Raw genomic sequence first — 14,465 nt, 5'->3', positions numbered from 1 at the left:
TTAATTACCAATATTTTTCATATGAAAATATATTATTATAATTATTTAATTTTTTATATTTTTTTAATATTATATATTTTATTTCTTTTATCATATTTTCGTTTCCACATATCATAATATGATCATTAGTATTTATTTTTTTATTTAAGTATGATTCTAGAAAACCATTATATATTAAATTTGATATTTTACCATTTATATATTCTTTTTTAATTTCACTACTAGTTAATACTAATATTTCTATAATATTATTTAATTTATCTTTTATATTATTTATTATATTTTTATAAAAAAAATCTTCTGAAGTTTTTATAGAATATATAAGTATTATTTTTTTAAACTTTTCTATAAAAAAATTTTTATTATATCCTCTTAATATTGATAAATATGGACCTATTGCTGTTCCATGTGATAACATCCATAATGTATTACAATTTGGAATGTTCATAATATTAAAATTACCAAAAGACTTTTTAGTAATTAAAAATTCAAATCCTGGTTTGCTATTATATAAAAAATTACTTACTTTACCATTGTTTATTCTACTTATATAAAATTCTAAAAATTTACTTTTTGGTGGATTTACATAAGAATATGATCTTTGTATTTCTATATTATTAATTTTAAATTTTATTTTTGAAAATTGACCTGCTATAAAATTATTTATTTCAGATTTAAAAATAAAACTAAACAAATAATCATTTATTTTTTTTAACTTTATAAGTTTAGCTTTTATCCACATTTTTATAATAAAAATTTATTAATATCATTATTTATTTCATTATCTTCATTTAAATTTAAATTTATATACTCTTTATCTATTAATATTCTTTTACCTTTATATATATGTGCATTAAATGATATATTTTCCATTAATTTTTCTAATATAGAATATAATCTTCTAGCGCCTAAATTTTCATATTTTATATTTTCATCCCATGCTTTTTCAGATATATATTTTATTGCAAATTCTGTAAATTTTATTTCTGCACCTTCAGTTGATAGTAATGATATATATTGATTTATTAAAGAACTATGAGATTCTGTTAAAATTTTTTCAAAATCTTCTTTTCTTAAAGATTCTAATTTAACTTTAATTGGAAATCTACCTTGAAGCTCTGGGATAAGATCAGTTGGACTAACATTATGAAAAGCTCCAGATGCTATAAATAAAATATAATCTGTTTTTACAACTCCATGTTTAGTTGATACATTACATCCTTCTACTATAGATAATAAATCTCTTTGCACACCTTCTCTAGAAACATCTAATCCAGAAGAGCTACTTCTTGATCTACATATTTTATCTATTTCATCTATAAACACTATACCGTTTTGTTCGACTAATTCTATAGATTTGTTTTTTATTTCATCTATATTTAAAAGTTTATTTGATTCTTCTTCTAATAATAAAATTCTAGCCTCTTTTATCTTAGTTTTATAAGTTTTATATTTTTGATTAGATATGTTTTTAAATATATATTGAAGTTGACTAACCATCTCTTCCATTCCTGGAGGAGATACTATTTCTATACCTAATGAAGATGTTAGATTAAATTCTATTTCTTTATCTTCTAATAAACCTTTTTTTAATTTACTTCTTATATCTGTTCTAATAGAATTATTATTTATATTTAATTTATCATCTTCTAATATTATTAATAGATCTATAATTTTTTCTTCTACTATTTTTTTTGCCAAAGTTTTATTTTTTTTTATAAGTTTAGATTTAATCATTTTAAATGATATATCTGTTAAATCTCTTATTATAGAATCAACATCTTTACCTACATATCCGACTTCTGTAAATTTTGTAGCTTCTACTTTTATAAATGGAGCATTTGATATTTTTGATATTCTTCTTGCTATTTCAGTTTTACCTACTCCAGTAGGGCCTATCATTAAAATATTTTTAGGTATTATTTCATTTCTTATCAATTTATTTAATTGCATTCTTCTCCATCTATTTCTTAATGCTATAGCAACTGCTTTTTTAGCATTATATTGTCCTATTATATATTTATTTAATTTATCAACAATTTCTTTTGGTGTCATCATTGTAAACATTTTTGAAACTCTTCTATTTATTAGATGATAATTCTTCTATTATAAAATTATTATTTGTATATATGCATATTTCACTTGCTATATTTAATGATTCTTTAACTATTAATTTTGCAGATAATTTTGTATTTTTTATTAAAGCTTTTGCTGCAGATTTAGCATATAACCCTCCAGATCCTATAGCAATTAAATCATCATCTACTTGCATAACATCTCCATTTCCAGTTATTAGTAATGATATGTCTTCATTTATTACTATTAACATAGTTTCTAATTTACGTAAAATTTTATCCATTCTCCAATCTTTAGATAATTCTATAGAAGATTTTAATAAATTACCTTGATAAAATTCTATTTTTCGTTCTAATAATTCTAATAATGTAAATGAATCGGAAGTACTTCCAGAAAACCCTGATATTATTTTACCATCATATAATTTTTTTATTTTGCATACATTATTTTTAATAATACTTTCACCAAAAGTAGCTTGTCCATCACCACCTATAGATACAAATTTATCTTTTCTAACAGTTAATATTGTTGTCATAATTAGTTACCTTTTATATATAAAATAATTTTATATTATTAATAATATATTAAAATTAATTTAATTTAAATAAAAATATTGTTTATTATTATAAATAATTAAATATTTAATTTTTAATATATAATTTATAATATGAAGTTAATTTAATAATTTTTTAAAGTTAATATGAAAAAAATACATCCTAAAATAAATAAAATATTATTTACATGTTCATGTGGTAATAAAAAATATATTTGGTCTATATTAGTAAAAGATATAAATACTGATGTTTGTAATATATGTCATTCTTTTTATACAGGTAAGCAAAAAATAAATAAGAATATAGGAAGAATAAAAAAATTTAATATTAAATTTAATTAATTTTTATTAAAAAATTAATTAAATTAATTTACATAAATTAATTTAATTAAAATTTTATTAATTTATTATATGGATAATAAATAATGAGAAAAATGTTAGTTAATGCTAGACATAAAGAAGAATTAAGAGTTGCTATAATAGATAATGAAAATTTATTATATGATTTATATATAGAAAATATGAATTATGAACAAAAAAAATCTAATATATATAAAGGTAAAATAGTAAAAATAGAACCTAGTCTAAATGCAGCTTTTGTAGATTATGGTTGTGAAAAAAATGGATTTCTTTCAATAAAAGAAATAAATGATAGTTTTTTTATAAAAAAAAAATTAGATATAAAAGTTGGTATAAAAGATATATTAAAAGAAAATCAAGAAATAATGGTACAAGTAAATAAAGAAGAAAGAGGTAAAAAAGGGGCTTATTTAAGTACGTTTATAAGTTTAGCTGGATCTTATTTAATATTAATGCCAAATAATCCTAATGTATTAGGAATATCTAGAAGAATAAAAAAAGAATTAAAATTTAAATTAAAAGATTTAATTTCAAAATTAATAATACCTGAAAATATGGGTATAATAATAAGAACTTCTGGGATTAATAAATCATTAGATGATTTACAAACTGATTTAAATATGAAATTAGATCATTGGAATATAATCAGCAAAATATATAAAGAAAAAAATAATCCATCTATTATATATAATGAAAATAATATAGTTATTAAAATATTTAGAGATTATTTAAATAATGATATAGATGAAATTATAATAGATGAATTAGAAATATTAGAATTATCTAAGGAATATTTAAAATTTCTTGGAAGAAATGATTTTATAAAAAAATTAAAATTACATGTAAATAATATTCCATTATTTTATAAATTTAATATAGAATCTCAAATAAAAACTATATTTAAGAAAAAAGTAAATTTACCATCCGGCGGATCAATAATAATAGATTCAACAGAAGCATTAACATCTATAGATATAAATTCTTCTAAATACACTAAAGGTATAAATATAGAAGAAACAGCATTAAATACAAATATAGAAGCTGCAAAAGAAATAGTTCGTCAAATAAAATTTAGAGATTTAGGAGGATTAATAGTAATAGATTTTATAGATATGCTTAAAGAAAAAAATAAGAAAGATATTGAAAATTTAATAAATAAATTAGTTTTAGAAGATAGATCTAAAGTACAAGTGGGTGTGATATCAAAATTTGGTTTATTAGAATTGTCTAGACAAAGAATAAATAATTCTATAAATGAATTTAATAATTATATATGTCCTAGATGTGAAGGGATTGGTTATATAAAAACTAATAAAAATTTAACAATATATATATTAAGAATTATAGAAGAAAAAATACTTAATAAAGATGTAAAAGAAATACATATAATAGTTCCTGTTATAATAGGAACTTATTTATTAAATGAAAAAAGAAATATTATAAATGAATTAGAATATAAAAATTTAAAAAAAATAGTAATAATACCAAGCGAACAAATAAAAACGCCTAATTATACTATAAATACTTTTAATAATATTAATAACACAATAGACTATTCATTATTTAAAATTAATAAAAAAAAAATAGATATATGTGAATATATAAATAAAAATAATAGCAAATTAAACAATAAATATATAAATTTTGATATATATAAAAAATACAATAATAAAAAATTATATAATATAAAATTATTTTATAATAATATTATTAATAAAATTAATATAATAAAAAACTTTTTTATTAATAAAATTATAAATAAAAAGAAGGAGTAGAGATTCGAACTCTAGAATATTATAAAATATTTCTGGTTTTCAAGACCAGTGCCTTCAACCACTCGGCCACTCCTCCAATTTTATATATATTATAATTTATTTTTTAAAAAAATGAAACTAAAAAAAAATAAAATAATTATTATTAAATTTATAAAAAAATTTTATAAAAAATATGGAATTTCACCAAATAAAAAAATGATTATATTCTTTTTAAAAGAAAATAATATAGTATTATATGATCATAATAATTATATAGATTCATTTTTTAAAGAAAATATAAATTCAATATATGAAAAATTAAATATACCTAAACCAAATAATAATTGCTTTATTTAAATATATAAAATTTTAAATTATTTATATTAAGTATTTAATTATTTTATTAAAATTTACTTTTTTATCATTTTTAAAACAAATTATTAATATAAATAAATATAAATTTTTATTAACAATATCTATTATATAATTTCTATTATTATTAGATTTTACTGATATATCTATATTATTTAATATTCTTATTAAAATATATAAGTTATATATATTTAATCTATTTATTATATTTATAATATATCTGTATCTATATTTACTTATATTAGTATTTTTTAAAATGTTTAATACAATTATTTTACTTTTATTTTTTAAAAAATATATTAATTTTATATATTTATCTAATATTTTTAATATATATATAATATTTACATTTTTATTTTTTAATATATTTATTAAATTATAATTAGATAATTTTTTATTACCTTTTAATATTGAATCTAAAAAATTTATTATAATTAAATTTTTACATTCTATAAAATTTTTAACTTTATATAATTCATTTATATTTTTATTATTTTCTTTTATATTTTTTATTATATATATAAATTCTCTACTATTAAGTTTATATATTAAATATAATTTAGATATTATTATTTTATTCTTTTTTTTTAAGAAAAAAGAAAATTTTGTATATTTATATAAAAAAAGTTTGAATTCATTTTTATTATTAATAAAGCAATTTACTAGTAATAAATTATCTTTTTTTATTAAATTTAATTTTTTTAATAAAAAATCAATATCTTTAATTGATATTAATATTTTTAATATAAAAATAAAATTATTTTTTTTTAAAAAATCTAACTTAAATAAATTTATATCATTTATATTTATTATTATTAAATTATTTTCATTAAACATATTAATATTTTTTAAAAAAATATTAGTATCACTTAATTTATATAAATTATATACATAATTTATATTTTTATATTTTATAAATAATTTTGATATATTTTTACATATATTTTCAATTAAAAAAATATTATTTCCATATATTATAATTATATTTTTTTCAATATACTTTTTATAATTTTTATAAATTTTATTTAATCTATATACTTTTATTATATTCATTAATTTTATTTAAAAATAAAATTTATTAATTTATTTTTTATAAAAATTATATTATATTTTTTATTTTCTATTATCTTAAATATTATTAATTTATTTTTTATAATTTTAAATATTTCATCTTTTTCAGTATCTTTTTTTATATATATCCTATCTTTAATTTTACCATTTATTCCTATTAAGAATAAAATTTTTTTTTCTATATTTAAAAAAGGATAATAATTTTCTATTTTAGGCCAATTTTCATAATCAATTGAATTTTTATTACCTAATTTTTTCCATATTACAAAACTTATATGAGGTGCAAAAGGATATAATAATTTTATTATTATTAAAAATGTTTTTTTTAATAATATATAGTTAAAATTATTACTATTTAATATAGTAATTAATTCATTTGTTAATTTCATTAATATTGATATTATAGAATTAAAATTATTTTTATTCATTAAATTAGTAACAAATATTATATTTTCATTTAATTTTAAATAAAAATCTAGTTCTAATTTTGATATTTTATTATTATTATTATTATTTTTACATTTTATTTTATCTGATATATTCCATATTCTGTTTAAAAATCTATATACTCCTATTATATTAGTTTCATCCCATAACATATCATGTTCTATTGGAGATGAAAATATTATAAATATTCTTAATGTATCAGCTCCATATTTTTTTATTATATCAATAGGATTTATGCCATTATTTTTTGATTTAGACATTTTACTTATCCCGCCATATATAACTTCTTTATTTTTATATAATATTCTATTATTATTTATAATAATATCTTTTTGAGATATCCATATTTTATTTTTATTTTCATCTATAAAATAATATGTTTTAGAATTAACCATTCCATGACATAATAATTTATTTACTGGTTCTTTAGTTTTTAAAAATCCAAAATCATTAAATAATTTATGATAAAATCTAAAATATAACAAATGCATAGTAGAATGTTCTATTCCTCCTATATATTGATCTATTGGTAACCAGTAATTTGCTGATTTTTTATCTATTATATTAAAATTATAATTAGGACACGTAAATTTTATATAATACCATGATGATTCTATAAATGTATCAAATGTATCTTTTTCAATTATCCCTATTTTTTTATTTATCAAAATTTTAATATTTTTACTATACTCATCATAAGTTAAACTTAAAGGTATTTTATTATTTGGTATTAAATATATTTTTTTATTAATATTAACTGTTGGAATTATAGCTCCCCAATATCTTTGTCTAGATATACACCAATCTTTTAAATTAAATTTTATTTTTTTAACTAAAATTTTTTTTTCAAATAAAAATTTTATTTTATCTTTTATATTTTCTTTTTTATCTATAAATATATCAAAATAAAAAAATGAATAATATGAAAAAAAATTTACTTTTAGTTTATTATATTTTTCATAATATATATTATTTATTTTTTCAGAGATAATATTTAAATTTTTATTTTTAAGTAAAAATTTTATCATATACTTTTTATCAAATATTTTTATTGATATATATTTTTTATTTAATGGATTAAAAACTTTTATATTATCATCTTTATTTAATATATTTTTTTTTATTAAAATATTATCATTTGACATCATTATGTAGGATGCATTAATAAATTCATATATATTATTTATATATAAAAACAATTTATATTTATTATCCCTTATATTAATATATAAATGTATTTCTAACCATTTTATTTTACCTATCCAATTGCTTTGCATAAGTTTTACTTTATTAGGCCAATTTTTTAGAAATTTTAAATTTTTTAATAATTTATTTGAATATTTAGTTATTTTTAAGAACCATTGTTTAATTTTTATTTTTTTAGTTATTGAGTTACATCTCCAACATTTGTCATTTATTACTTGTTCATTTGCTAATACTGTTTTATCTGTTTTACACCAATTAACTTCTGATAACTTTTTATAAGCAATATTATTTTTATATAATTTTTTAAAAAAAAATTGTTCCCATTTATAATAATCTGGAAGGCAAGTTATTATTTCTCTATCCCAATCAAAACTAAATCCTAACATTTTTATTTGTTTTCTCATATTATATATATTTAATGCAGTCCATTCCTTAGGATTTATATTATTTTTTATAGCTGCATTTTCTGCTGGTAGGCCAAATGCATCCCATCCTATTGGATATAAAACATTTTTTCCTAACATTCTTTGAAATCTTGATATTATATCTCCTATAGTATAATTTCTTATATGACCTATATGTAAATTTCCTGATGTGTACGGAAACATTGATAAACAATAATATTTTTTTTTATTAAAATCTTCTTTTACACTAAAAGTTTTATTTTTATACCAATATTTTTGTATACAACTTTCTATTGATTTATGAGGATAATTTTTCATCTTATCTATTTTATATATGGATTTAATATATTAAATTTTTTTAATAGTTTTATTTCTATATTTTTCATTTTATAAAATTTATTATTATTTATATGATCAAACCCTAATAAGTGTAAACATCCATGTATTATGATATGAGCCCAATGATCATTTATTTTTTTTTTATATACTAAAGATTCTTCTTCTATTATGTTTTTACATATTACTAAATCACCATAATAATTATATTTTTTATTAAAGATATTTATATTTTTAAATGATAATATATTAGTATAATTATATATACCTCTAAATTTAAAGTTTAAATATCGTATTTTATTTTTATTAACTATTACTATTGTTATTTCTATTTTTTTTTTATTTTTATATTTAAAAACAGATTTAACCCACATATTAATATTTTTATAATTAGGTATATTATTTTTATTTGTATTAATATACTTTATATTTATTTTCATTTTACACAAAATATTTTATTATCTATAATTAAAAATTTATAAACTATAATATCAAATTAAAATTTAATATAATTAAATGATAAATATATTTAACACATTTACCAAAAAAAAAGAAAAAATATCTTTTGTAAAAAATTCTAATATGAACATATATGTATGCGGGATAACTGCATATGATAGATGTCATTTAGGACATGGAAGATTATTTATAATATTTGATATTTTAATAAAATATTTAAAATATTTAGGATATAAAATCAATTATGTAAGAAATATTACAGATATAGATGACAAAATAATAAATATATTAAATTTATCAAAAATTAATATAGATATTTTTGTAAATAAAATTATAAGTCAGATGTATAAAGATTTAGATCATATAAATATATTAAGACCCAATATTGAACCTAAAGTTAGAGAAAACATAAATTTAATAATAAATAATATAGATATATTAATAAAAAATAATAATGCATATATAAATAATGGTAATGTATTGTTTTCAGTAAATTCATTTAATAAATATGGTATATTATCTAATCAAAAATTATCTTTATTAAAAGAGAATTTAAATATTATAAATAAAAATGATAAATCAGATTTTTTTTTATGGAAAAAAACAGAAAAAAATGATAAATATTATTGGAAAACAAAATGGGGAAATGGTAGACCTGGGTGGCATATAGAATGTACTGCATTAAGTAATAAATTTCTTAATAATAATATTAATATACATGGAGGAGGTATAGATCTATTATTTCCTCATCATGAAAATGAATTAGCTCAGTCATTTTGTATATTAAATAGATATAATGTAGATATATGGATGCATGTAGGATCAGTAAATATGTTTAATAAAAAGATGTCAAAATCAAATGGAAATTTTGTATATTTGGATGATATATATAAAATATTTCATAAAGAAACAATAATACATTATTTAATTGGAATTAAACATTACAGAAAATCATTAAATTTTGATTTTAATACTTTAAAAGTATCTGATAATTTTATAAGAAAATTATATATATTATTATATGAAAATAATTTTAATATTAAAAAAACAATTTATATAAAAAATGAATTTATGATTAAATTTTATAAATATATAAATGACGATTTAGATATACCAAAAATATGTTCTTTATTATTACATATTTCAGAAGAAATTGTAAAATTTAAAAATAAAATTAATATTATAAATATGTTATTAAATCAAATGGTAAAAATATCTAATTTTATAGGTTTATTAAAATCTGATCCAAATGACTTTTTTAATTTTTATAAAAAAAAGAATAAAATAAATATAAATTGTATAGAAAATTTAATAAATAAAAGAAATATAGAAAGAGAAAAAAAAAATTGGAAAATTGCTGATGATATAAGATCTTATTTAATAAGTAATGGAATAATAATAGAAGATAATAAAAATAAAACAAAATGGAAATTTAGATAAATTTATTTTATTACCCAGGACGAGACTTGAACTCGTATAGCATTTAGCTGAGGGATTTTAAGTCCCTTGTGTATACCTTTTCCACCACCTGGGCTTTAGACGCGTCCTGGAATTGAACCAGGATAAGCGGATTTGCAATCCGCTACATATTCCATTCTGTCAACGCGCCAAAATACGCTGCAGAGCGGAAGACGAGATTTGAACTCGCAACCTTAATCTTGGCAAGATTATACTCTACCTATTGAGTTACTTCCGCAAATATTCGTTTATTTTACTTAAAATATTACATTTTACATCATTTATTTCTAAATTAGAATTTATTTTTATATATTTTATATTATTATTTAATATATCTTCTTTATAAAAATTATTAATTTTTATAATATTATAATTATATTCATTTATTCTATTTTCTATTATTTCTTTTTTATCATCATCTCTTATTTCTAATTTATCACCAGTTATATCATCTAATTCATTATTTAATGGAGGATTATATATCATATGATATATTCTTCCTGATTTTTTATGTATTCTTCTTCCTAAAATTCTATTTATTAATATATCTTTTTCTATAAATAACTCAATTATTATATCTATTTTTATATTTAAATTATATATTATATTAGCTTGATTATATGTTCTAGGAAAACCATCAAATAATATATTTTTATTTTTATTTAAATTTATAAATTTTTTTAACAATTCAACTACTATATTATCATTTACTAATTTACCTGAATTCATTATATTAGATATATCATTATTTTTATTATTTAATATTTCATTTCTTAATATATCTCCTAAAGAAAAATGTAATAAATTAAATTCATTAGATATAAATTTACTATGTGTTCCTTTACCTGATCCAGGAGGTCCTAAAATTATTATATTCATATTAACAGTAAAAAGTATTTATTATAATTAATTCAAATCCTATTTTATCATTTGGATATACATCTATATTTTTTTTACCTTTTAAAAATATATTAGTATGATTTTTTATATTTTCAATAGAATATTTATTAGATAAATTTTTTATTTTTAACATGATATTATCATTATAAAAAAAATTTATATTATTAATTTTATTAATTTTAAATATCATTATATTATACAATAATGTTAATATTTCATCTATATTATTTCTATAATTTATATTATCTTCATTATTGTTTATAATATTAAAAATTAAATCTATTTTTTTTATCATTATAAAATATATTATATCTAATATAATATCTATATTATATAGACCTAATAATATATTTGTATCTTTAGTATTAATTTTTCCATTACCAATTATTGATAATTGATCTATTAAATTTAAAGCATCTCTCATACTTCCGTCAGAAAATCTAGATATTATATTTAATGAATAATTATCATAACTAATATTTTCATTATTTAATATATAGATAAGTCTTTTTTCTATATCTTTACTATTTATTTTTTTTAAATTAAAATTTATACATCTAGATATTACAGTATCTGGAATTTTATATATATCTGTTGTAGCTAATATAAATTTTATATAAATTGGAGGCTCTTCTATAATTTTTAATAAATATGAAAAACTTTGTTTAGATAACATGTGTATCTCATCTATTATATAAACTTTATATTTTCCTTTAACTGGAAAATATTTTATCCCTTCAAATAATTCTTTTATATCTTCAACTTTTGTTTTTAATCCTGCATTTATTTCTATCAAATCAATAAAAGAACATTCATTTATATTTATACAATTTTTACATATATTACATGGAAAATTATTATCAAATACTTTATTTTCACAATTAAATGTTTTTGCTAATATTCTTGCTATAGTGGTTTTACCAGTACCTTTATTTCCATAAAATAAATATGCATGATGAGTTTTATTTAAATTAAAACTATTTTTTATAAAATTAACTATTGTATTATGACCTACAACATCATTAAATATTTTAGGTCTCCATTTTCTATATAAAACCTCATATATTTTATTATTCATTATTATTTAAAATTTTCCACATTGAGCTTTATTTCTTAATATATGATCCATAAGTGTAATTAATACCATAGATTCAGCTATTGGTACAGCTCTTATACCTACACATGGATCATGACGTCCTTTAATTTCTAATTTAACTTCTTCTCCTAATTTATTTATAGTGTTACATTTTAATAATATACTAGATGTAGGTTTTAAAGCTATATTAATTATAATATCTTGACCAGTACTTATACCTCCTAATATTCCGCCACAATGATTACTTAAAAATCCATTTTTTGACATTTCATCTCTATTTTCACTTCCTAATTTTTCCACGACATCAAATCCATCTCCGATTTCAACTCCTTTTACTGCATTTATACTCATTAACGAATGAGCTAAATCAGCATCTAATTTATCAAATACAGGCTCTCCTAATCCTATTGGTATATTTTCTGATATTATAGTTATTTTAGCCCCTATTGAATCTCCATTTTTTTTAATATTCCTTATTAATAAATCTATATCATTTATTTTATTAGGGTCAGGACAAAAAAATGAATTTTTATTAATAAAATTATAATCTTTTAATTCACATGATATATTTCCTATTTTTGATAAATACCCTTTTATATTTATATTAAATTTTTCTTTTAAAAATTTTTTAGCTATTGAGCCTGCAGCCACTCTTATAGCAGTTTCTCTAGCTGATGATCTACCTCCTCCTCTATAATCTCTTATTCCATATTTTTTTTCATATGTAAAATCAGCATGACCTGGTCTAAATATATCCTTTATTGATTCATAATCTGAAGATCTAAAATCATTATTTTTTATTAATAAACCTATACTTGTTCCTGTAGTTATACCATTAAATATACCAGATAAAATCTCTATTTTATCACTTTCTCTTCTAGGAGATGTATATATAGATTGACCTGGTTTTCTTCTATCTAAATCTTTTTGTATATATTCTTCATTTATATTAATTCCTGGAGGCATCCCATCTATTATCCCTCCTATAAATGAACCATGAGATTCTCCAAAGGTAGTTACACGAAATATTTTTCCAATAGTATTTCCAGCCATTTTAAAACCTTTATTTTATACTTTTTTTAAAAAAAAAATTTTATTATTTTTATTAGTTTTTATCCAATTAAATTTTAAATTAGGATATTTTTTTTTTAATAATTTATAATTATTTCCTATTTCACATATTAAAATTCCATTTTTATTTAAATAATTTAATGATGAATTTATTATTTTTTCTATAAACTTTAATCCATTTTTACCTCCGTATAATCCTTTAATTGGTTCGTTTTTATATTCTTTAGGTAGATTTATAATATCAATATAATTAAGATATGGAGGATTAGAAACTATTAAATCATATTTATTTAATATTTTATTAAATAAATTAGATCTTATTAAATTTATTCTATTATCCATTTTATAATAAATTATATTTTTTTTAGATATTAATAATGATTTTTGTGATATATCTGAAGCATCAATTTTAGATTTTTTATATATAAAAGCTAATAATATAGCTAAACATCCACTTCCAGTACATAAATCTAATATTAATTTTGGATTTTTTATAATTTTTTTTATATATTTATTTTTTATTATACCGCCTATAGGCGATCTAGGAATAATAGTGTTTTTATCTATAAAAAATAGTAATTCATAATATATTGATCTATTAATTAAATAAAAAATTGGTTTTTTATTATAAATTCTTTTTTTTATAATATTAATTAATATTTCTTTTTTACTATTCTCTATTTTTAAATTATATAAATATTTATAATAATAAAATGGAACATCTAATATATAAAATATTAAAAATTTTATTTCTTCAAACAAATTATTAAATCCTGGACTTTTTATATTATTATTTTTTGATATTTTTTTAGCCCAAATAATTAAATTATATAAATTATCTATTTTATAAATATCATTTTGTATATTATTCAAAAATGTTTTATTTAAAATAATTAATAAAA

General features: G+C 17.1%; 14 protein-coding genes and 4 tRNA genes. 4 read left to right on the top strand and 14 right to left on the bottom strand.

Annotated features, from left to right (window positions below; all coding sequences use genetic code 11):
- Positions 1-4: 4 nt before the first annotated feature.
- From NARSGI1_RS00935 to hslV, 3 genes are read right to left on the bottom strand one after another with little or no spacing between them, the layout of a single operon-like run.
- Positions 5-742 carry an FAD-binding oxidoreductase gene (locus NARSGI1_RS00935; RefSeq protein ID WP_130616947.1) on the bottom strand — a complete coding sequence of 246 codons (738 nt, stop codon included), beginning with the start codon at positions 740-742 and terminating at the stop codon, positions 5-7.
- A 2-nt stretch (positions 743-744) separates the two neighbouring features.
- Positions 745-2,067, bottom strand: a complete 1,323-nt coding sequence (gene hslU / locus NARSGI1_RS00930; protein WP_130616946.1) for an ATP-dependent protease ATPase subunit HslU — start codon at positions 2,065-2,067, stop codon at positions 745-747.
- 13 nt (positions 2,068-2,080) lie between these two features.
- Positions 2,081-2,611 carry an ATP-dependent protease subunit HslV gene (gene hslV, locus NARSGI1_RS00925; protein ID WP_130616945.1) on the bottom strand — a complete coding sequence of 177 codons (531 nt, stop codon included), beginning with the start codon at positions 2,609-2,611 and terminating at the stop codon, positions 2,081-2,083.
- A 165-nt stretch (positions 2,612-2,776) separates the two neighbouring features.
- Here hslV and rpmE point away from each other — a divergent pair, with 165 nt between their 5' ends.
- Positions 2,777-2,971 (top strand): 50S ribosomal protein L31, encoded by a 195-nt coding sequence (gene rpmE, locus NARSGI1_RS00920; protein ID WP_130616944.1) that lies wholly within the window; start codon positions 2,777-2,779, stop codon positions 2,969-2,971.
- 83 nt (positions 2,972-3,054) lie between these two features.
- Positions 3,055-4,764 carry an Rne/Rng family ribonuclease gene (locus tag NARSGI1_RS00915; RefSeq protein ID WP_130616943.1) on the top strand — a complete coding sequence of 570 codons (1,710 nt, stop codon included), beginning with the start codon at positions 3,055-3,057 and terminating at the stop codon, positions 4,762-4,764.
- Here NARSGI1_RS00915 and NARSGI1_RS00910 read toward each other — a convergent pair.
- Positions 4,754-4,840 (bottom strand) — tRNA-Ser (locus tag NARSGI1_RS00910). The two genes, NARSGI1_RS00915 and NARSGI1_RS00910, sit on opposite strands and share 11 nt — an antisense overlap.
- A 35-nt stretch (positions 4,841-4,875) precedes the next feature.
- Between NARSGI1_RS00910 and NARSGI1_RS00905 the strand changes: the two genes are divergently transcribed.
- Positions 4,876-5,100: a hypothetical protein gene (locus NARSGI1_RS00905; protein ID WP_130616942.1), complete on the top strand. Its 225-nt coding sequence runs from the start codon at positions 4,876-4,878 to the stop codon at positions 5,098-5,100.
- Between the two features lie 21 nt (positions 5,101-5,121).
- Here the strand turns inward: NARSGI1_RS00905 and NARSGI1_RS00900 are convergent, their stop codons facing one another.
- The 3 genes from NARSGI1_RS00900 to ybeY are packed head-to-tail and all read right to left on the bottom strand — an operon-like array spanning position 5,122 to position 9,019.
- Positions 5,122-6,168, bottom strand: a complete 1,047-nt coding sequence (locus NARSGI1_RS00900; protein WP_130616941.1) for a hypothetical protein — start codon at positions 6,166-6,168, stop codon at positions 5,122-5,124.
- 5 nt (positions 6,169-6,173) lie between these two features.
- A complete protein-coding gene (locus tag NARSGI1_RS00895) occupies positions 6,174-8,561 on the bottom strand; it encodes a class I tRNA ligase family protein (RefSeq protein ID WP_130616940.1) in 2,388 nt (795 codons plus the stop codon).
- A gap of 5 nt (positions 8,562-8,566) precedes the next feature.
- On the bottom strand, positions 8,567-9,019 hold the full coding sequence (gene ybeY / locus NARSGI1_RS00890) for an rRNA maturation RNase YbeY (protein WP_130616939.1): 453 nt from the start codon (positions 9,017-9,019) through the stop codon (positions 8,567-8,569).
- A gap of 76 nt (positions 9,020-9,095) precedes the next feature.
- Here ybeY and cysS point away from each other — a divergent pair, with 76 nt between their 5' ends.
- Entirely contained in the window at positions 9,096-10,478 is a 1,383-nt protein-coding gene (gene cysS, locus NARSGI1_RS00885) for a cysteine--tRNA ligase (RefSeq protein ID WP_130616938.1), read from the top strand.
- A gap of 11 nt (positions 10,479-10,489) precedes the next feature.
- Here cysS and NARSGI1_RS00880 read toward each other — a convergent pair.
- The 7 genes from NARSGI1_RS00880 to prmB all read right to left on the bottom strand — a co-directional run bounded on the left by NARSGI1_RS00880 (position 10,490) and on the right by prmB (position 14,436).
- Positions 10,490-10,572: transfer RNA gene (locus NARSGI1_RS00880), tRNA-Leu, on the bottom strand.
- Positions 10,573-10,575: 3 nt separating this feature from the next.
- Positions 10,576-10,647: transfer RNA gene (locus tag NARSGI1_RS01350), tRNA-Cys, on the bottom strand.
- Positions 10,648-10,661: 14 nt separating this feature from the next.
- Positions 10,662-10,734: transfer RNA gene (locus tag NARSGI1_RS00875), tRNA-Gly, on the bottom strand.
- Entirely contained in the window at positions 10,725-11,375 is a 651-nt protein-coding gene (locus tag NARSGI1_RS00870; RefSeq protein WP_130616937.1) for an adenylate kinase family protein, read from the bottom strand. Before NARSGI1_RS00870 ends, NARSGI1_RS00875 begins: the two co-directional genes overlap by 10 nt.
- 1 nt (position 11,376) lies before the next feature.
- Positions 11,377-12,474, bottom strand: a complete 1,098-nt coding sequence (dnaX, locus tag NARSGI1_RS00865; RefSeq protein ID WP_130616936.1) for a DNA polymerase III subunit gamma/tau — start codon at positions 12,472-12,474, stop codon at positions 11,377-11,379.
- Between the two features lie 6 nt (positions 12,475-12,480).
- Positions 12,481-13,545 (bottom strand): chorismate synthase, encoded by a 1,065-nt coding sequence (gene aroC, locus NARSGI1_RS00860; RefSeq protein ID WP_130616935.1) that lies wholly within the window; start codon positions 13,543-13,545, stop codon positions 12,481-12,483.
- Positions 13,546-13,560: 15 nt separating this feature from the next.
- Positions 13,561-14,436: a 50S ribosomal protein L3 N(5)-glutamine methyltransferase gene (gene prmB, locus NARSGI1_RS00855; RefSeq protein ID WP_172596828.1), complete on the bottom strand. Its 876-nt coding sequence runs from the start codon at positions 14,434-14,436 to the stop codon at positions 13,561-13,563.
- Positions 14,437-14,465 lie beyond the last annotated feature (29 nt).

Source organism: endosymbiont of Sipalinus gigas, assembly GCF_004296475.1.
Classification (GTDB): domain Bacteria; phylum Pseudomonadota; class Gammaproteobacteria; order Enterobacterales; family Enterobacteriaceae; genus Nardonella.
This window is presented reverse-complemented; position numbering and strand designations above follow the sequence as displayed.